Here is a 19353-nt window from a genome sequence, read left to right as displayed (position 1 = left end):
CGCTGGCCCGCGGTTAACCGCCCGGGTGGGGCGGGCGGACACGCAGCCAGCAGAATCCGTAGCCGTCCAGGCTGAGCTCGACGCGGCCGTCGTCGCCGGTGACGAGATCGTCGGTGGCCTGGTGGGCTCCGGCGAGCGTGGCCAGCCGGGTGCCGCGGTCCGCGCCGGCCAGCGGCAGGTGAACCGTGATCGGTTCCTTGCCCAGGTTGTGGACGGCGACGACGGTCTGGCCGTCGAGGTCGGCGCGGTGCGCGAACGCCGCCGAGGAACCGGGGCAGTCGAGGATCACGCAGGTACCCCAGGCGAACTCCGGGCAGCGCCGGTATTGCCGGATTATTCCGGTGAACCAGGAGAGCAGCGATTCCGGGTCGTCCCGCTGCGTGGCGACGTTGACGTTGGCGGGCCCGAACGCGCCCTCCACGACGGGTCCGGCCAACTGGTTGGGCGCGGCGGTCGAGAACCCGCCGCCAGGGCCGTCGGTCCACTGCATCGGGGTTCGCACGGCGAGGCGGCCCTCGGCGGCGAGGTTCTCCGCCATGCCGATCTCCTCGCCGTAGAAGAGGGTCGGCGTGCCGGGCAGCGTGAACAGCAGGCTGTAGGCAAGCCGCAGCCGCGCCTGGTCCCCGCCGAGCATCGATGGCAGCCGGCGGCGCAGCCCACGCCCGTAGAGCTGCATCGCCGGGTCGGGGCCGAACGCGGCGAAGACCTCGGCCCGTTCGTCGTCGCTCAGCTTGTCCAGGGTCAGCTCGTCGTGGTTGCGGACGAAGGTCGCCCAGTGGCCGTCCTTCGGCGCGGCCGGCCGTTCCCGGAGCGCGGTGGCGAGCGGGGCGGCGTCTCCGCGGGCGAGCGCCAGGTAGAGCGACTGCATGCCGGGGAAGTCGAAGCACATCGTGAGCTCGTCGCCGTCCTCGTCGCCGAAGAACCGGCGCAGGTCGGGGTAGGGCAGGTTGACCTCGCCGAGCAGGACGGCCTCGCCGGCGCGGCGGGACAGGAACGCCCGCAGGTCGCGCAGGTAGTCGTGCGGGTCCGGCAGGTCGCCGGCGTCGAGGGCGCCGGCGGTCTCCAGCAGGAACGGGACGGCGTCCACCCGGAATCCCGACACCCCGAGTTCCAGCCAGAAGCCCATCACCCGGGCGATCTCGTCGCGGACGGCGGGGCTGGCGACGTTGAGGTCGGGCTGGTGCTTGTAGAACCGGTGCAGGTAGTACTCGCCGGCTTCGTCGTCGTACTGCCAGAGGCTGTCCTCCTTGTCCGGGAACACCACTCCGGACGGCCCGTCCGGCGGCGGCTCGGACCGCCACACGTAGAAGTCGCGGTAGGGCGAGTCGGGGCTCGAGCGCGCCGCCCGGAACCACGGGTGCTGGTCGGAGGTGTGGTTGACCACCAGGTCGACGATCACCCGCATGCCGCGGTCGCGGGCGAGGCGCAGGAACTCCACCAGGTCGCCGTGCGTGCCGAGACGACGGTCGACACCGTAGAAGTCGGTGATGTCGTAGCCGTCGTCGCGGTCGGGTGTCGGGTAGAAGGGCATCAGCCACAGGCAGGTGACACCCAGCTCGTGCAGGTGGTCGACGCGCTGGCACAGCCCGCGGAAGTCGCCGCGGCCGTCGCCGTCGGAGTCAAAGAACGTCTCGACGTCGAGGCAGTAGATGACCGCGTTCTTCCACCACAGGTCGGCGGTCCTGGCCAGCCTCATGCGGACACCGCCTCCGGCCACGCGGCCGCCGGGGTGCCCGGCTTGCCAGGGGTGCCAGGGGTGCCCGCGAGGCCGGGCAGCACCGAGCTGGCGAACACGTCGATGAACTCGTCGAGGTGCTGGCCGACATGATGCAGGTAGATCTCTTCGAAGCCGAGCTCGCGGTAGCGGGCGAGGCGCTCCGCGTGCCAGCCCGGCTCGTTGGACACGTTGACGGTCTTCGCGACGAGTTCCGGCGGCACGTGCTCGGACACCGTGTCGAAGGTGTCGACGTGGTCGATGTCCCAGCAGGCCGGTGGGGCGAACACGTTGGAGCGCCACTGCTCGTGGGCGATCCGTCTCGCCTCGTCGGCGTCGGCCGCATAGCTGAGATGCACCTGGAGGCGCAGCGGGCCACGCCCGCCGGCGTCCCGGTAGGCGTTGGCTACGGCGCGCAGCCGCTCCTCCGGCGCGTTGACGGTGATCAGGCCGTCGGCCCACTCGGCGCACCAGGCGGCCGTCTCGGGACTGACGGCCGCGCCGACGAGTGCCGGCGGCTCGGCGGGCAGGGTCCACAACTGGGCACGGTCGACGGTGACCAGGCCGTGATGGGTGACCTCCTCGCCGGCGAACAGGGCGCGCAGCACGTCGACGCACTCCCGCAGCCGGGCCGCGCGCACCGGCTTCGCCGGCCACGGGTCGCCGGTGATGTGCTCGTTGCTGGCCTCTCCGGTGCCGAGCGCTGCCCAGAACCGGCCGGGGAACATCGCGGCGACCGTGGCGATGGCCTGCGCGCTGACCGCCGGGTGATAGCGCTGGCCGGGCGCCGTGACGACCCCGAACGGCAGTCCGGTCGCCTGCAGCGCGGCTCCCAGCCAGGTCCAGGCGAAGCCGGACTCGCCCTGGCGCGCGCTCCACGGCGAGAAGTGGTCGGACGACATCGCCGCACCAAAACCTGCCTGCTCCGCCCGAACGACGGCACGCAGCAGCTCGCCGGGGGCAATCTGCTCGTGAGACGCATGAATGCCGAAAAGAGTCACCTCTCGCTCTTGCCCACGATTCGGGCGCTAATCCGTGATCCGCTGCCCGCCGGACGTCCATGCCAAAATCGGTGGGTGCGGATCGGGATGCTCGGGCCGTTGGAAGTCCGGACGGCCGACGGTGGCCTGGTCGACGTGCCAGGCGCGCGGCTGCGCGGACTGCTGGTCGCCCTCGCGCGCAGGCCGGGTCATGTGGTCCCGAAGGCGTCGCTCGTCGACTGGATCTGGGGGGATCACCCGCCGGCCGACGCGGCGAACGCCCTGCAGCGCCTGGTCTCCCGGCTGCGCAAGGTGCTGCCGGACGGGGCGGTCGAGGGGCACACGGACGGCTACCGGCTGGCGGTCCAGCCCGACGCCGTCGACGCCGCGCGGTTCGAACGCCTCGTCGCCGCGGGCCAGGCCCGCGACGACGGCTCCACGCGGGCGCGGCTGCTGCGCGAGGCCCTGGAGCTGTGGCGCGGCGCGGCCATGCGGGACGTCGGCCTGGAGGACAGCGCCGCGTTCGACGCGGCGGCCGTCCGGCTCGAGGGTTTGCGCCTGACCGCCACGGAGGAGTGGGCCGACGCGGAGGTCACCCTCGGCCGGGGCGCACGGCTGGTCACGGAGCTGACCGACCTGGTGGCCGCGCACCCGGTGCGGGAACGGCTCGGCGCCGCGCTGATGCGCGCCCTCGTCGCGGCCGGTCGTGGCAGCGAGGCCCTGCTGGTGTACCAGCGCGCGCGGGAGGCACTGGCGGACGCGCTGGGCGTCGACCCGTCGCCGGAGCTGGCCGCGCTGCACGTCGCGCTGCTGCGCGGTGAGCTGGGCCGCGGTGAGCTGGGCCGCGGCGAACCGGGCCGCGGCGAACCGGACCGCGGTGAGCTGGGCCGGGAGGAGCGCCGCGCGACCAACCTGCGGGCCGAGCTGACCACCTTCGTCGGCAGGGGCGCCGAGGTCGCCGCCGTCCGCGAGCTCATCGCCGGGCACCGGCTCACCACGGTGATCGGGCCGGGCGGCGCGGGGAAGACGAGGCTGGCCACGGAGACCGCGCGCACGCTGCTCGGCGAGCTGCCGGACGGGGCCTGGCTGGTGGAGCTCGCCGCGATCGGCGCGGACGGCGACGTGGCGCAGGCGGCGCTCGCCGGGCTCGGCCTGCGCGACGCCCTGCTCGGCGGGGCCCCGAACGCGGAGCTGACGGACCGCCTCATCGCCGCGATCCGCGAGCGGGAGGCGCTGCTGATCCTGGACAACTGCGAGCATGTGATCGAGCCGGCGGCGGTGTTCGTCGACCGGGTGCTCGGGGAGTGCCGGCGGCTGCGGATCCTGGCGACGAGCCGGGAACCCCTCGGCATCACCGGGGAGGCGCTGTGGTCGGTCGAGCCGCTGGCCCTGCCGGCGGGGGACGCGGGCCCGGACGAGATCGAGTCCGCGCCCGCCGTCCAGTTGCTGCGCGACCGGGCCGGGGCGGTGCGCCGGGATCTCGCGGCCGACGCCGACACGCTGGCGACGATGGCGCGCGTCTGCCGGGCCCTGGACGGGATGCCACTGGCGATCGAGCTGGCGGCGGCCCGGTTGCGCACGATGTCCATCGATCAGCTCGCCCACCGGCTCGACGACCGGTTCCGCCTGCTGACCAGCGGTAGCCGGACCGCGCTGCCGCGGCACAGGACGCTGCGCGCGGTGGTCGACTGGAGCTGGGAGCTGCTGACCGAGGCCGAGCGGATGGTGCTGCGCAGGCTGTCGGTCTTCTCGGGCGGGGGAAGCCTGGAGGCGGCCGAGCGGGTCTGCGCCGGCGACGCGGTCGAGCCCGACGAGGTGCTCGAGCTGCTCAGCTCGCTGGCCGAGAAGTCCCTGCTGGTCACCGGGGGCGCTGGCGCGCCGCGTTATCGGATGCTCGGCACGATCAGGGAGTACGCCGCGGACCGGCTCGCCGAAGCGGGGGAGTCAGACCTGGCTCGCCAGGCGCATCTCGCCTACTTCACCGAGCTCGCCGAGACCGCGGAGCCACACCTGCGCCGCGCCGAGCAACTGGCCTGGCTCGCCACGCTCGAGGCCGAGCACGACGACATCAGTGCCGCGATGCGGGGGGCGATCGCGGCCGGCGACGCGCAGGCGGCGATGCGGCTCGCGGCGGCGGCCGGCTGGTACTGGTGGCTCGGCGGGCGCCGCGCCGAGGGCATCGAGCTGATGATCGCGGCCACCGAGCTCCCCGGCGAGGTGACCGACGACGTCCGGGCGATGACGTACGCGCTGGTGGTGCTCTTCGTGACCTCGGGGCGGGGCGCCGAACGGCAGGGCGCGGAATGGATCCACAAGGCGTACCGGTTCAGCCAGCAGTGTCAGCACCACAACCCGCTGCTGGAACTGGTCGCCCCGATGGAACGCCTGCTGCGGGCGCCGGACGCCGCGGTGTCCGCGTTCGAGCCGTTGCTGGCCAGCGAAGACCCCTGGGTACGCGCACTGGCCCGGCTGCACCTCGGCAAGATGCGGATCGTGACTGGCCAGGGCGCGCAGGACGCCCAGACGCATCTGGAGCGGGCACTCGGCGAGTTCCAGGCGCTCGGCGAACGATTCGGGATTTCCACCGCCCTGTCCGAGCTGGCCGGCGAACTCGCCACGCGCGGCGAGTTCGCCGGCGCGTGCGCGCACTATGAACAGGCGATCGCGGCCATCACCGAGGTCGGCGCCATCGAGGACGTCATCCTGCTGCGGACCCAACAGGCCCTCCTGTACTGGCTGCACGGCGATGGCGACGCCAGCGCGGCCGCCATCGCCGAGGCCGAACGGAACGCCGAAGGGGTCACCTGGCCGTACGCACTGGTCGAGCTGGCGCTCGCCAAGGCGGAGCTCGCTCGTTGGGCCGGCAACGCCGGGGAGGCCCGCCATCAGCTCGGCGTCGCGACCACCTTCCTGGGCGACGACGCGGAGCAGGCGAACATCCGCGCGGGGATTCATGACGTGCTCGGCTACCTGGCCGACGATCTCCGTGAGGCCCGCACCCACCGCGTCGCCGCCTGGCAGGCGGCGTCCGAGGTGGGATACGCGCCCCTGATCGCCCAGATACTCATCGGGGTCGCGGACCTGGCGGTCCGCCTCGACCAGTACGACCAGGCGGCGCGGTTGCTCGCGGCCAGCGTCGGCGTACGCGGACTGCCGGACCGCTCCCACCCGGACGCGGCCAGGATCGAGCGGGACGCGCGGCGACACCTCGGCTAAGCACGGTTCGCCGAGGTGACGCGGGAGGGTACGCGGACGAGCTGGCCCGAGCTGGTCGAGGTCACGCTCGCTTCGTGAACGTGGACCGCGCCCACAGGTACCCGACGAGAGCGATGCCGACGCACCAGGCGACCGCGGCGATCGCGTCGCCGGAGGACGGAGCGCTGTCGAGCAGCCCGCGCACGGTTTCGATGACCGGCGTGAAGGGCTGGTACTCGGCGAACTGCCGGATGCCCGGCCCCATCTTCTCCGCCGGCACGATCGCGCTGCTGAAGAACGGCAGCATGACCAGGGGAACGGCGGCGATACCCGCCGTTTCCGGAGACTTCGCCGCCAGTCCCAGGGCGACCGTGAGCCAGCCGGCCGCGAAACCGAGCAGCACGACGACGCCGATCACGCCGAGCCAGTCGAGCAGCCCCGCCGCCGGGTTGAATCCCAGCAGGAAGGCGACCCCGACGAGGGCCGCGATGGCGATCAGGTTGGTCAGCACGCTGGCGACGACGTGACCGGTCAACACCGCGCCGCGGGAGACGTCCATGACCTTGAACCGGTTGATGATTCCCTTGGTCATGTCGGAGTTCACCGCCGTCGCGGTGGCCCCCAGCCCGTAGCAGACGGCCAGCAGCATCAGTCCCGGCGTCACGTAGTCGACGTAGTCGACGCCGACGTCGAAAGCGTCCCCGAACACGTACACGAACATCAACATGAGTACGACCGGCATCAGGACGGCATTGAAAACCGACGTCGGATTCCGGGCGATGTGCTTGAAGTTGCGGCGCAGCATGACCAGCGAAGGGGACTTGGTGCTCATCGGGTGGCCTCCGTGGCGTGGCCCGTCAGGGCGAGGAAGACGTCGTCGAGGTCGGGCGTGTGCACGGAGAACTCCTCCGCGCCGAGGGAGTGTTCGTCGAGCCTGTCCAGCAGGGCCCGCAGCGACTTCGTCCCGCCATCGCTGGGAACCCGCAACGCCAGCGCCTCGTCGTCGCGCGTGGAGCCGGTGAACAGCCGCGCGGCCGCGTCGAGCTCGGAGACGGTGGCGAAGCGGAGCCGGACGTGTGTGCCGGGGACCTGGCGCTTGAGGTCGTCGGGAGTGCCCTGGGCGACCAGGCGGCCCTGGTCGAGCACCGCGACCCGGTCGGCGAGCTGATCGGCTTCCTCGAGGTACTGGGTGGTGAGGAAGACGGTCACACCATCGGCCACCAGCCCGCGCACGATCTCCCACATCGTGCGGCGGCTGCGCGGATCCAGCCCCGTCGTCGGCTCGTCCAGGAAGATGATCCGCGGGTTGCCGACGAGCGTCATCGCCAGGTCCAGTTTCCGGCGCATCCCGCCGGAGTAGGTCGACACCAGCTTCCGCGCCGACTCCACCAGGTCGAACCGCTCCAGCAGCTCCGCGACGACCCGCCCGCCCTGGCCGGAGCCCACCCGGTGGAGATCCACCATCAGTTGCAGGTTCTCCTGCCCCGACAGCAGCTCGTCCACCGCCGCGAACTGACCGGTGACCCCGATCGCCGCGCGTACCGCCCTGGCCTCGGTCGCGATGTCGTGCCCGGCGACGCGCACCGTCCCACCGTCGGCCTTCAGCAACGTGGTCAGCACGTTCACCGTCGTCGTCTTGCCCGCCCCGTTCGGGCCGAGCAGGGAGAAAACCGATCCCGCGGCGACCTCGAAGTCGATGCCGTCGAGCACGACCTTGTCGCCATACGCCTTGCGTAGCCCTGAAACTGAAATCGCCGGACTTGTCATGGGCCCACCATCGCCACCGGGCCTGACACCCGGCCGCCACGCCGCTGACACGGGCCGAGAGGGTGTTCTGACGGCGAGCGGGACCTTCGCGTCGTAGCGCCCGAAGTCGGCGGTCGGCGGGCTGGACGTGTCGGGCCACCGCGTGGTGGCGACACCATCGGTATGACCGGCTCTCCCCGCGATCACGCGTCACCGGACTCGCCGCGAGAGCGGCCGGGCCAGGGTCATGCGCTGTTCACGGTCGGTCACGGCACGGCGGATCGGGAGACGCTGACCGCGCTGCTGCGCGGCGCCGGGGTGCAGACGGTCGTGGACGTTCGCAGCGTGCCCGGCAGCCGGCGGAACCCCGACGTCGCCCGTGCCTGCCTGGTGGAGTGGCTACCGGCGGCCGGAATCGGTTATCGCTGGGAACAGGAACTCGGCGGCTTCCGCCGGCCGAAGCCGGATTCCCCCGATGTGATCTGGCGGAACGCGTCCTTCCGCGGGTACGCCGGCTACACCCGTGACCCGCGGTTCCTGGTCGCGATGGACCGGCTGCTCGCCGAGGCCGAGCAGGCGCGGACGACCGTGCTGTGCAGCGAGTCGGTCTGGTGGCGCTGCCACCGCCGGATCATCGCCGACGTCGCGGTCCTCGCCCACGGCTGGACCGTCCGGCACCTCATGCCCGACGGCCGTCTCGTCGACCACACACCCACGGCAGGCGTCCGGCTCCGCCCCGACGGCCTGCTCGTCTACGACGACCTTTTTCCCGCCCGACATGCATGACGCGAACAGCCTTGGAACTACCAGCCGATGGCTTCAGGAAAGCCCGCGGCTACCGCTGGAGGCCGTCGCCGCCGACCCGGATGCGCCGGTGTGGACGGGTACCGGCCTACAGCCGGCGCGCTGGTGGGTCCGGCGGCTGCTGCACGAGTCGGTGGTCCACCGGGTCGACGCCGCGCTCGCGCTGGGTGTCGATCATCCGATTGAGCCCGCGCTCGCCGCCGACGGGATCGCGGAGTGGCTCGGCCTGCTCGCCGCACGGCCCGACACCGCGGTACCGCGGGAAGGGGCCACCATGCACCTGCATGCCACCGACGAGGGCCTCGGCGCCGCGGGGGAGTGGATGATCCGCGGCGGCGCGTCCGGGATCGGCTGGGAACAGGGTCACGGCACGAGCGACGTCGCGGTGCGTGGTGCCGCGGCGGACCTGTTTCTCGCGCTGATGCGCCGGATCCCCGGCGATGACGACCGGCTGGTGGTCGCCGGCGAGCGGGAGCACTGGACGACCTGGCTCGCGAACACCGCCTTCTGACAGTCCGACCCTTCTGACCGCCGACGGGCGCGCACAGCTTGGTCTTCGCGGGCTCCTCTTCAAAACAGGGGGCAGAGAGCCACGCAGCCCAAAACGAAGATCGCCACCTCCGTTGGTTGATGTCCATGGAGTAGCCCCAGCGGCCATCAGGTCGACCTGTTCGCCTGTCGTGGCCGCTCGCGGGGCCCGTCACTCGCGAGGCCCGTCAAACAGGAAAATCTCGGCGAATCGGCAACCTCTCGCGGCCGCGGAACGACTGTTCCATCGGGAGGGGTCCCGACTCGACGGAGGACGCATGTCCTTGAAACGGGCAGCCCGGAACTCGACCCTGGTGGTGGTCGCCGTCGCCGCGATCGCCGGCTGCGTACCCGCAGGCTTCCCAGGTGGCGGAGGCGGCGCGGGGGGCACCCCGACGACGTCGCCTTCGGTCCGGCCGACCACACCGTCGTCGCCGTCCGCCACTCCGACGGGAACCCCGACGCCTCCGCCTACCACGGCCCCGGCGGCGACCCCGACGCCTCCACGAACCACGGCCCCGCCCGGTCCGGCGCCCGGTGGCTGTGGGCGGGCGGCGGGCGCCTCGCCGACAACGAGGATCACCGAGGTCAGCCTGGGGTCCCAGGTGGTCAGCTTCGCGCCGCGGGGCGACACCGACCCGTTGCCGGCCGCGATCGCCGCGGCGCCGAGCGGAGGGTCGTGGCTGGCCTGGTTGGGCACCGACTCCAAGGTCCGCGTAGGCAGGCTGGACTGCGCCGACCAGCTGGTCGGCACTCCCACGTCCCTGGACGGGGTCGACCTGCAGGACGTCAGGGCCGACGCGGACGGCGTGGTGGTCCTGCTGACCCGCCCCGGCCCGCAGGGCGGCGGGAAGCTGTGCGGCGGAACATCCAGCCCGACCAGGGCCATGTGGATGGTTCGCCTCGACAACTCCGGCAGGCAGGTGTGGGAGCGGCAGGTCACCAACCTGACCAGCAGCCGCGGCGGTTACGACCCGGGGGCCATTTTCGTGTGGTGGTACAACCACCACGGCACCCTGGCCTACGACGGCACCAACTACGCCGCCTACTTCGAGGCGGCGATCACCGTCGCCAACGGCGGCTGTGTCGACATCCACGAGGGTGACCGGATGCAGGTGGTCAACGCCACCACCGGCGCCCTGGTCTCCGGGCACGACAGTTTCGAATGGGGCTGCAGCCACGCCTGGGACTCCCACATCACCTGGGACCCCAGGACCGGCCACTTCGCGATGGTCTGCGCCACGGACAACAACTGCCGCATCGCCCGTCCCGACACCCGCCAGACCGTCGTGCTCGGGGTCTGTGACGGGACCCTGTTCGGCGGCAACATCGTGCCGGCCGCTACCCCGGGCTACTGGACTGCCTGGAGCAACGGAAACCAGGTGCGGCTGGAGCACTTCTCCACCGGCGCGTCCGACCAGACGGTCGTCACCGCTGCCGGGACCCAGCACTCACACCTGGTCGCCTACGGCGCGGGCAGGATGCTCCTGACCTGGAAGTCCGGATCCTCGACCGCCGCCCAGGTGTACGACACCAACACCGGCAGGGCCGTGGGCGGCCAGTTCACGATCGCCGTGCCGGACCACACCTACGTCGAGGCCAAGGACTACGCCGACGGCAGCGTCGCCTTCCCCGCCGTCGGCACGTCCGGCACGTCCGTCCGGATCGTGCGGGTCATGCCACTCACCTGACGCCACGGGAAGGGCCTGACGTCGCCGGAAAGGGAAGGAGGGCGGAAGCGCCGGGCGGGCGCGGCGAGATCGCCGCGCCTCGCTGGCGGGTCCGCGGTACAGGTCCGCCGGTCAGCCGTCCCGCACCGGCTGGTCGTGCGGCGCGAGGCAGGTCTGGCACACCTCGGCGCGGTCGGGCTCGTCGCGGGGGCCCGGCTGGCGGACCACCGAGGGACTGTTCCGCCACCGGGAGGACGACTCGGCGCGTTGGCCCACGGTCGTGTCCCGGATCCATCGAAGCTCCTGGGCCATCTGGTCCAGCCGGTCCATGAGATCTTCGGTGACCTTGGGAGGCGACGGCTCCATCTGCTCCATCTGCCACATGATCTGGTCGAGTCGGCCGACCATGGCCACGGTCGCCAATGCCTGCGCGTAGGCGATCTGTTCCGCCGTCCCAAGCTCGTCGAAGTCGACCGTGACCAGTACCTCGGCGGCCACGTTGGCGCTGGCAGAGATGTTCTGGCGGATCCGAGTGGTGCGTTCGTCGGCGCTCTCGGGAGCGCTGTCGGGTTGCTGGTGGCGGTCTCGACCTCGCATCTCAGTGCCCTTCGTGGTTCGTCGGGCACTTTCCTGGACAGCAGCGGACGACCTGCGCCACACGAGCCCCCCTCAACGTCGCGTCAGCTCCGCCAAGTGTCCGGGTCAAACGGCACTGTCTTGGAGCAAACGCTCAGATCGTTGCGGAGGCCGGCGCTGAACGACCGCTCTCGGCTCGGCCGGGACCGGGAAGCGGGTCCAAGCGGATCCACCTGGCAGGGCCGATGCTCACCCGGTGTCCACCGTTCCCGCGGGGGCACCTCGCGCCCGACCACGCGACCGCGCACCATGCGGGACCTGGCGAAACGGGTCGGCCTGCGCGCCGCGCTCGTCCGGGACGCCGAAGCGGGCGCGGCCACGCTCGTCGTCGGGGCCAGGCGGGCGAAGCCCGTCGGAACCTGGATGCTCTACGTCGACCGTGCGCGGGTCGGCCAGATGGCTGTGACCGAACGCACTCGGCGCCGGTCCGCGAAAACCGACCCCCTGGGACCGGCGGCGGCGTCGAACCAGGCCAGGAGACCAGGGAGACTCCCCCATCAGGGAGCCGCCCGCGCCGACCTTGCCCGGTTGGGGTCCCCCGCGAAATGCCAGTGGGATGGATGCCGCGCTCACGGCCGCGGCCGTTGGCGTACCCGCGCGGCCTGTCGAGTGAGGTGGTCACGCTCCTGCACGCTGGTAGCGGCGCGGGAGGCCTCGACATACAGGTCGGCGGCGTGCTCCAGGTCACCGGCGCGTTCGCGCAGGTAGGCCGTCACCGCGGCGTACCGGGGCAGATCGGGGCTCACGTCGGCGAGCGCCGCCAGGCCGGCCCGCGGCCCGTCGGCCTCGCCGACCGCCACCGCGCGGTTGAGCCGCACCACAGGGCTTCCGGTGATGCGCAGCAGTTCGTCGTACCACTCCACGATCTGCACCCAGTCGGTCTCGGAGGTGCTCCGGGCGTCCGCGTGCAGGGCGGCGATCGCGGCCTGCGCCTGGTACTCACCCAACTGGTCGCGGGCCAGCGCGGCCTGCAGGATCGCCACCCCCTCGGTGATCAGACCGGTGTCCCAGCGCGACCGGTCCTGCTCGGCAAGCGGCACCAGGCGGCCTCCCGGCCCGGTGCGAGACGCGCGGCGCGCGTGGTGGAGCAGCATGAGCGCGAGCAGCCCCGCGACCTCGGGATCGTCGGTCAAAGCGACGAGTTGGCGGGTGAGGCGGATCGCCTCGGCCGCCAGGTCGACGTCGCCGCCGTACCCCTCGTTGAAGACGAGGTAGAGCACCCGCAGCACCGTCCCGAGATCGCCGGGCTGGTCGAGCGGCAGCCCCGCGATCCGCCGCTTGGCCCGGCTGATCCGCTGCGCCATGGTCGCCTCGGGGACGAGGTACGCCGTCGCGATCTGCCGGGTGGTCAGGCCGCCGACCGCGCGCAGCGTCAGGGCGACGGCCGAGCCCGGCGGCAGGGTGGGGTGCGCGCACAGGAAGTAGAGCCGCAGCGTGTCGTCCGTGGCGGGCGCCTGGCCGGCGGGTGGCTCGGCGTCCACGGTGAGCTCCCGCCCCCGCCGCGACGTCTCGGCACGGGCGGCGTCGAGGAACCTGTGCCACGCGGCCGTGACGAGCCAGGCCTTCGGATCGCGCGGAGGATCGTCCGGCCAGGTCGCGAGCGCCCGGATCAGGGCCTCCTGCACGGCGTCCTCGGCCGACGCGAAGTCGGCTCCGCGCCGGACGAGGACGCCGATCACCGCGGGCACGAGCTCCCGCAGCAGCGACTCGTTCACTCGGTGACCGTGGGCGGCTCGGTGAGGAACGGCCGAACCTCGAGCCACTCGTGGATCGGCTCGCCGCCGGCGCCGGGAGCGGCGGACAGCTCCCCGGCCAGCTCGACCGCGCGGTCCCAGGACTCCACGTCGATGACCATCCAGCCGGCGATGAGGTCCTTGGTCTCGGCGAACGGGCCATCGGTCACCGGCGGGCGCCCCTCGCCGTCGTACCGCACGAACGTGCCCCCGGGCGCCAGCGCCTGGGCGTCGACGAACTCACCCGTCTCCTCCAGGCGGGCCGCGAAGTCGCGCATGTACTGCATGTGCGCGTCGACCTCCTCCGGCGTCCACTGGTCCATCGGCGCCCAGTCGACCGCGGGGGCCGGGCCACCTCGGTAGTGCTTGAGCAGCAGGTACTTCACGATGGTCCTCCTTCATCGCGCGGCCCGTCGTGGCCGCTCGTGTCCCTGGGACGGAGCCAGCACGACGTTCTCGACACCCTGGGGCGCTGAATTTCCAGGACCTGTTCTGGCCGCCATCGCCCAGCGGGCTCGTGGCGGGTGGCGGGCGCGCCCATGCTCGTCGGACCGTCTCGGCCCGCGGAACTCATCGGTCGAGTCCGATCGGTGCCTCACGGAGCCCTCGGTGGTCGTCATCCCTCTCACAATGATCACCTGAGGCGCGAGAGGGCGGGCGAGCGGAGCGAACACGCGGGTCACGACCGTCACGAAGGTCGATGCGCGATCCACCTTCGCCCCGTTGGGGCGGCAATGATCATTTTCGATGTCTTGGTGTATTTGTTGTGTGTTTTGCTGTCTGTGCTTTGGGTGGCTGGCCGCGTCTGAGAGGTAGGGCCGGACGGCGGAAGGAGCACCACCCATGGCGGACACGTGCGCGACGCGGCGCCGTGACGACCGGCCGTTCGAGCGGTTCGTCGCTGAGCGTGGCACCGCGCCGCCGCGCACCACCGCGCCGCCGCGCACCACGGCGCTGGCCGTCGCGCTGGCCGTCGGCGGGGTGACCGCCGCGACCCGTGACCCCGGGGGTTGCGACCGGTCGGCGGCCGTCACGAGCCCGGGCCTCCCGGTGCCCCGCGCGGCTGCGTGAGGCGTCCCCGCCGGGTCGGCGGCGCCGCGGCGTTGGTCGTCCTGATCGCTCTCGGTGTCGGAGTGCCTGCCGGCCTGCTCGCCGGCTGCGGGTGGACGGACGCGCATGAGATGCCCGCCAGGCCTCCCGCGTCGCCGTTCGGCGGCTTCTCCGTGACGTGGCTGCCCGGGCTGACACACAGGCTTGACATCGACAGCTCCGGGCAGCTGCTCGGCCCGCCCATCATCCGGAACCAGAGCGTGCCCGGCGTGCAGACCGGCATCCTGAGCCGCGAGGTCTGGAACTTCGGCCCGACGACGTTCAGGAGCCTGTTCATCGCCGACGAGGCGGCCGGCGGGGCCGAGGCGAACCCGTCGGCGGCGTGGGTGACGGTGGGCTGGCGGCCCGAGGCGGTCACGAACATCAGCGCCATGATCAGAGACGTCGACTCCTACGTGAACGCCGGCTGCGGCCAGATCGAAGTCATCCGGGACTCCGTCGGCGGACGGCCGGCGATCGTCCTGCGTCACGACGCCACCACCTCGGCGAGTTCGCTTCGGCTTCCCGGTCCTGTCCCGGCCGGGCTCCGATACCAGACGACCCTTGCGTGGATCGACGGGACCGGGGTCGTGCTCGCGGTCGATCTGAGCGGTCCGAGCTATCCGGATGTGGCCGTGGCGCACCGCATCGCCGACGGCATCGTCCTCGCGGGGACGCCGCCGCGCCCGACCTAGGTCTGCCGGGCCCGGCGACTTCCTTGACGCTGTCGCGGGCGCCCGGACTCTGGCGCCGGGAGGTTTCCGGTCTGGTTCGCCGGACAGGCGGCCCGTCGCGCCGCCTGTCCGGGAACACCGAAGGAAGTCCGACACGGGTGCCGTGCGGCCTTTTCCGTGAACACGCCAGCCACCTCGGCGCAAGACGGGCCAACGGACTACTTGGGCCGCTTCGGGACTATGGTCTCGGTCGATCACTGTCGGTCATTGCCTGCCGGCTTCTGGTGGCGCCGCGGTCGGTGAAGGTCGCTTCTGAATCGGAGGCCCGATGTCCTCGGAACTGCGAAATGCATCCCCACTTCTCCGCGAGCAGGGCGGGCGGCGGAAGAGACGAGCGTGGGCTCTCCGGGCCGTTCCGGCCGCGGCGGTGGCGTTCACGGTCCTCGCCGCGCCTGGCCAGGCGGAGGCGCTGGGGGACCCGAAGATCTATGTGGCCAACAACCTGGGAAACACGGTCTCGGTGGTGGACGCCGGCAGTAACGCTGTTGTCGGCACCATTCCCGTCGCCGCCCCATACGACGTCGCCACCACCAGCTCGCCCACCCCCCGGGCCTATGTCACCAGCTTTTCCACGGACACCGTGGCGGTGATCGACACAACCCGGGATGTCATCGTTGGAACCATTCCGGTCGGCGGCCAGCCCACCGGGGTGGCGGTATCCACCGGCCTCCGACGCGCCTACGTCACCAACTACGCGTCGAGCACCGTGTCCGTGATCGACACGGCGACGAACTCCGTCGTCGACACCATCCCGGTCGGCGTGGGCCCGGTCGACATCGCCATCCTGGACGCCAGGACCTACCACATCGGCTACGTCACCAACTACGAGGACGGAACCCTTTCGGTCATCAACCTCGCCAACAACACGGTCGTCCAGACGATCCCGGTCGGCCTGTTTCCGGAGGGCGTGGCCGCGAGCGACGACCTGTCCAGCCCGCGGGTGTACGTCGCCAACTCCGGCGAGACAACCGTGACGGTCATCGACGCCCGGATGAGCGCCGTCGTCGGCACCGTCGCCCTCGGCGCCGGTACCTTCCCCAGGGGCGTGGCCATTGACAGTGACGCGCGCGAGTCGCGGGTCTACGTCGCCAACGTCGGTGGAACCGTCTCCGTCGTCGATGTCGACACGAACAGCGTGGTGCGCACCTTTGCTGGCGGCGGAGGGGGCGCGGCGGCCGTCGCGGTCGCCGACGACCTGCTCAGCCCACGCATCTACGTCTCGAGGAACATCGCGAACGCGGTGACAGTGCTCGAGGCCCAGAACGGCGGCCCCGTCGCCACCGTCCCGGTCGGCGCCGGACCGACCAGCGTGGCAATCCAGAAGTAGCGCGGCGGCTTCACGCCGCGCCCGGACCCGTTGCCGGCAGCGCGGCTGAAGAACCGCCCCGACCCCCGCCCTGCCGGGCCAGACCAGAACGACGTCCCGGCCGGCCGCGACCGCGCCGCCGGACCGGCCGGGACGACGCCACGGCCCGCGAGGCAGACAGGCGACGGACAGCGGAGTCACCCTCCTGTCCCTCCGCGCCCCTGTCCCTCCGCGCCACGCCACCAGCGGGCCATGCCGTGGCGGCGGCGGATGGCCACCGGCGCTCGGGCGCCCGCCGCGGACAGTGGCTCGACAGCGTCGGCTACGCGCTGCTCGCCGAGGATCGGCCCACGGCCCGTGAGCCGCCGCCTCCAGCGGGACCGAGCGCCTCCGATGTCGATGCGTGGTTCGCCGAACTGGATCGCCTTGTCGCATGGATGATCAGTTCCGTGCCGTGGTCGAGGAGCGGGACGACGATCTCCGGCAGGTTGCCGCCCGGTCCGGGCCGAGCCGAATCAGGCGAAGCGCGCGAGGATCGCGCGGCTGACCCGCTGTAGTTCCTCGTCCGTGTCGATGCTGTCGAACCTGCCGCGGCGGTTGGGGAGCGCCAGTTCTCCCCGCAGCGTTGGGAGGGCCGGCGCCGCCGCGGGGCCCATCCGGTCGAGGCAGGCCACCACGTCATTGGCGGTCGCGGGGTTCTGGTTCCAGGCCTGCAGCAGGGTGTCCAGCACGACGGGAGCCTCGGGTTCGCCGCCGATCTCCCAGATCGCGGCGGCGCAGGGAACCCGGACCCATTCGTAGTTGTGCGCCAGGAGTTCGCGCAGGCGTGGCAGCGCCGCCGCCGCGCGCGGGCCGATCTGGCCGAGGGTCTCGGCCGCTCCCGAGATCTGGAAGGGGATTGTCTCGTCGAGCCGGTCGCGCAGGAGCGGCAGGACCTCGTCGTGGTCGCGGCCGACGGCCCACAGCGCGCAGAGCGCCGCGGAGTTCACATGCGGGTTCGCCGAGGCGGTCAGTGGTCGGATTGCCGCGAGGGCGGGCGCGGCGGCGGGACCGAACGCCGCCAGTGACTCCAGGGCCGCGCATGCGGTGCGCCCATGATGGGGCGCCGTGGCGAGCACGTCGACGATCACGGGCAGCGCCGCCGGATCGCCGAGCGCGCCGAGCGTGGACAGCAGCGCGCTCGCGCTCATCTCGGACCGGTGCTGGGTGGGGTCGAGGCGGCGCAGCAGGGCGCACAGCGGCGGGACGAGCTGGTCGGCGGCGCCGGGCAGCGCCCGGGCGACCGGCGCCGCGCGCCAGTCGTCGACCCCGCTTTCCAACGCCACGAGGAGGCTGGGTACGGCGCGCTCGTCGCCGAGCCGGGCGAGCGCGCGGACCGCTTCCTGGTGCGCCCGGCGGAGCCTTGGCGACGGGGCGGCCCAGACGTCGGGGCCGTGGGCCGCGCGCTGCGCGGCGACGTGCGCGGCGAGGGTCTCGCGGGCGGGTCCGGCGATCGGGTGACAGGCATCGAGGACCTCGGCGGCCTCGGTGGCGACGTCGAGCTGGGCATCGGCGAGCTGGTCGGCGAGGCACAGGACGAGGAAGGTGTGGTCACCGCGCCAGGACTCCATCAGCTGGCCGCTCATGCGGATCGCGTCCAGGCGGGTTCCGGGGTCGGGGAATCCCAGTTGTCCGACGAGCAGGGCGGTGCGCTGGGGAACGCGCGACCCGAGCGTCTCGTGGAACGTCCGCAGAAGCCCGGTCGTCGGCGCGTGGCTGCGCCCCTGCCGCTCCATGGCCTCGAAGGCGGCGACGACCTGCGGCGGCGCCTCGGAGGCGGGAGCCGGATCGGCGGGAGGAACCTCCCGCTGGGGCGGGTCCGCCCATTCCTCGGCGGGAACGGACAGGCGCGCCAGGCTGTCCAGGAGATCGAGCGCGGTGGGGACGACGCTGTCGCCGATCTGGTCCGGGGCGCAGCGGGCCCGCTGGACGAGGGCCGCGAGCCTGGTGGCGGGATCCCTGCTGGGATCGGCGGCGACGGCGTCGAACCACGCCAGCATGTCGTCCAGCAGGTCCGGCGTGCGTCGCGTCAGCGTCGCCAGCGTCTCCACGACCTCGAGCCGCTCGGCGATCCCCGGCTCGGCGGCCAGGCGGCCGAGCAGCACCGACACGGCCCGGTTCTCGTCGTCGAGGAACAGCCCAAGCCCGGGAATCGCCTCTCTACGCAGCCGGGCGTCGGCGTCAGCTGCCCAGGCGACGAAGGCCGCCCCTTGGGCGCGTAATGCCGCGATCGCGGCCCAGAGGGCGTCGCCGCAGTCCTCACCGCTGGGGGCACAAACGAAGATTGGTTCGCCGGGATGGTTGACGTTCCAGTAGTCGAGGTATTCGAGGGTGCTGCTCCCGATGCTCACCACCAGGCTGACGAGCGAGGCGCGGTCCGGTGTGGTGGCGTCGCGCGCCATCTCGACCAGGAACGGCACGCTCGCCGCCGTGCAGGCGTAGACGTCGCCCTGGTGGTGGACGGCACCGTAGAACCTGTCGAGAGCCTTCTTCCGCTCGTCCGCGTCGGGGGAGCGCAGCGCCCGCAGCAGCCGCGGCACCTCCTCGGCCGTGCCATACGCATGGTGCATCGACGCCCAGTCGATCGCGTCAAGTCCTTCGAGCATGCGCCGCAGTCTGCCCGCCACCACCGACATTTCCGCCCAGCCCCGCCCGAGCCGGGCAGCGACCCCGCGAGTGCCACGTCGCGGGCGCGCCGGCCTCCGCGTCGCGGACGCTGTCGACGTTCGTCCGCGGCAACCACCACCGGGACCGACTGCTGGCCGATCCGCGTCTCGCCACCGACGTGGCCGAGGCGCCCGCGGCGAGCGAACGTCGCGAGCCCCGGAGTTGTCGACGCGCCACTTGTCCGTTGCTCGAGCTTCCAGAGTGTTCGGCACGAGATGTGACTGTTGGGTGGAGATTCTTTGTTCTCCAGTTCATCAGTGGGCGGATGTCTGTAACAATTGCCCCCGCTCGATGGGGTTCATGCGACCCGGGCCGGCCGACCTGACGCGGTGCCCGCGGCAGCGACGAACGCCAGACACCGCGGCCGTGCCCATTGTGCCGCCTGGACCACGACGAAATTGGGAGAAACGTGTCCGAGGAACCCGCGACGGCGGCGGATGTGGCCTGGTTCGCCGAGCGGTGTGATCGGATCGTGCGCAATGTCGAGCGTCTGATCAGGGGTAAGACGGATG

Annotated in this window: 14 protein-coding genes and 1 pseudogene; 7 read left to right on the top strand and 8 right to left on the bottom strand. The window is 72.2% G+C overall.

The window, feature by feature from the left end:
• Positions 1 to 13: 13 nt before the first annotated feature.
• Both I6A81_RS12670 and I6A81_RS12665 read right to left on the bottom strand, forming a co-directional pair.
• Positions 14 to 1696 carry an alpha-amylase family protein gene (locus tag I6A81_RS12670; protein WP_203002370.1) on the bottom strand — a complete coding sequence of 561 codons (1683 nt, stop codon included), beginning with the start codon at positions 1694 to 1696 and terminating at the stop codon, positions 14 to 16.
• The gene (locus I6A81_RS12665) at positions 1693 to 2715 is read right to left on the bottom strand and encodes a TIGR03885 family FMN-dependent LLM class oxidoreductase (protein WP_203002369.1); all 1023 of its coding nucleotides are present in this window, start codon (positions 2713 to 2715) and stop codon (positions 1693 to 1695) included. Before I6A81_RS12665 ends, I6A81_RS12670 begins: the two co-directional genes overlap by 4 nt.
• 75 nt (positions 2716 to 2790) lie before the next feature.
• Between I6A81_RS12665 and I6A81_RS44830 the strand changes: the two are divergent.
• Positions 2791 to 5988 (top strand): annotated as a pseudogene (locus tag I6A81_RS44830) (BTAD domain-containing putative transcriptional regulator).
• On the opposite strand, the gene I6A81_RS12655 reads toward I6A81_RS44830, so the two are convergent.
• Entirely contained in the window at positions 5972 to 6721 is a 750-nt protein-coding gene (locus I6A81_RS12655; RefSeq protein ID WP_203002367.1) for an ABC transporter permease, read from the bottom strand. The pseudogene I6A81_RS44830 and the gene I6A81_RS12655 overlap by 17 nt on opposite strands.
• The gene (locus tag I6A81_RS12650; protein WP_203002366.1) at positions 6718 to 7656 is read right to left on the bottom strand and encodes an ATP-binding cassette domain-containing protein; all 939 of its coding nucleotides are present in this window, start codon (positions 7654 to 7656) and stop codon (positions 6718 to 6720) included. The genes I6A81_RS12655 and I6A81_RS12650 overlap by 4 nt, the downstream gene beginning before the upstream one ends.
• 162 nt (positions 7657 to 7818) lie before the next feature.
• Here I6A81_RS12650 and I6A81_RS12645 point away from each other — a divergent pair, with 162 nt between their 5' ends.
• The 3 genes from I6A81_RS12645 (at position 7819) to I6A81_RS12635 (ending at position 10658) form a co-directional block, all read left to right on the top strand.
• Positions 7819 to 8421 (top strand): DUF488 domain-containing protein, encoded by a 603-nt coding sequence (locus I6A81_RS12645; RefSeq protein WP_203002365.1) that lies wholly within the window; start codon positions 7819 to 7821, stop codon positions 8419 to 8421.
• Positions 8414 to 8950, top strand: coding sequence for a maleylpyruvate isomerase family mycothiol-dependent enzyme (locus I6A81_RS12640; RefSeq protein WP_203002364.1), 537 nt, complete (start codon positions 8414 to 8416; stop codon positions 8948 to 8950). The genes I6A81_RS12645 and I6A81_RS12640 overlap by 8 nt, the downstream gene beginning before the upstream one ends.
• 622 nt (positions 8951 to 9572) lie before the next feature.
• Positions 9573 to 10658, top strand: coding sequence for a hypothetical protein (locus I6A81_RS12635; protein WP_307874628.1), 1086 nt, complete (start codon positions 9573 to 9575; stop codon positions 10656 to 10658).
• Positions 10659 to 10769: 111 nt separating this feature from the next.
• On the opposite strand, the gene I6A81_RS12630 is transcribed toward I6A81_RS12635, so the two are convergent.
• From I6A81_RS12630 to I6A81_RS12620, 3 genes are all read right to left on the bottom strand, one after another.
• Positions 10770 to 11234 carry a hypothetical protein gene (locus I6A81_RS12630; RefSeq protein WP_203002362.1) on the bottom strand — a complete coding sequence of 155 codons (465 nt, stop codon included), beginning with the start codon at positions 11232 to 11234 and terminating at the stop codon, positions 10770 to 10772.
• Between the two features lie 608 nt (positions 11235 to 11842).
• Positions 11843 to 12988 carry an RNA polymerase sigma factor gene (locus I6A81_RS12625; protein ID WP_203002361.1) on the bottom strand — a complete coding sequence of 382 codons (1146 nt, stop codon included), beginning with the start codon at positions 12986 to 12988 and terminating at the stop codon, positions 11843 to 11845.
• A complete protein-coding gene (locus I6A81_RS12620; protein WP_407661292.1) occupies positions 12985 to 13392 on the bottom strand; it encodes a YciI family protein in 408 nt (135 codons plus the stop codon). Before I6A81_RS12620 ends, I6A81_RS12625 begins: the two co-directional genes overlap by 4 nt.
• Positions 13393 to 13849: 457 nt before the next feature.
• Here I6A81_RS12620 and I6A81_RS12615 point away from each other — a divergent pair, with 457 nt between their 5' ends.
• The 3 genes from I6A81_RS12615 to I6A81_RS12605 all read left to right on the top strand — a co-directional run bounded on the left by I6A81_RS12615 (position 13850) and on the right by I6A81_RS12605 (position 16156).
• Positions 13850 to 14077 (top strand): hypothetical protein, encoded by a 228-nt coding sequence (locus I6A81_RS12615; protein ID WP_203002360.1) that lies wholly within the window; start codon positions 13850 to 13852, stop codon positions 14075 to 14077.
• Entirely contained in the window at positions 14074 to 14790 is a 717-nt protein-coding gene (locus I6A81_RS12610; protein WP_203002359.1) for a hypothetical protein, read from the top strand. The genes I6A81_RS12615 and I6A81_RS12610 overlap by 4 nt, the downstream gene beginning before the upstream one ends.
• Positions 14791 to 15196: 406 nt before the next feature.
• Complete coding sequence (locus I6A81_RS12605) at positions 15197 to 16156, top strand: beta-propeller fold lactonase family protein (RefSeq protein ID WP_307874627.1); 960 nt, start codon at positions 15197 to 15199, stop codon at positions 16154 to 16156.
• A gap of 494 nt (positions 16157 to 16650) precedes the next feature.
• On the opposite strand, the gene I6A81_RS12600 is transcribed toward I6A81_RS12605, so the two are convergent.
• Positions 16651 to 18780, bottom strand: a complete 2130-nt coding sequence (locus I6A81_RS12600) for a hypothetical protein (protein ID WP_203002357.1) — start codon at positions 18778 to 18780, stop codon at positions 16651 to 16653.
• Positions 18781 to 19353: the final 573 nt, after the last annotated feature.

The sequence above is a fragment of the Frankia nepalensis genome (assembly GCF_016786325.1).
GTDB lineage: Bacteria > Actinomycetota > Actinomycetes > Frankiales > Frankiaceae > Pseudofrankia > Pseudofrankia nepalensis.
The sequence above is the reverse complement of the archived record's forward strand: the minus strand, read 5'-3'. Positions and strand labels throughout refer to the sequence as shown.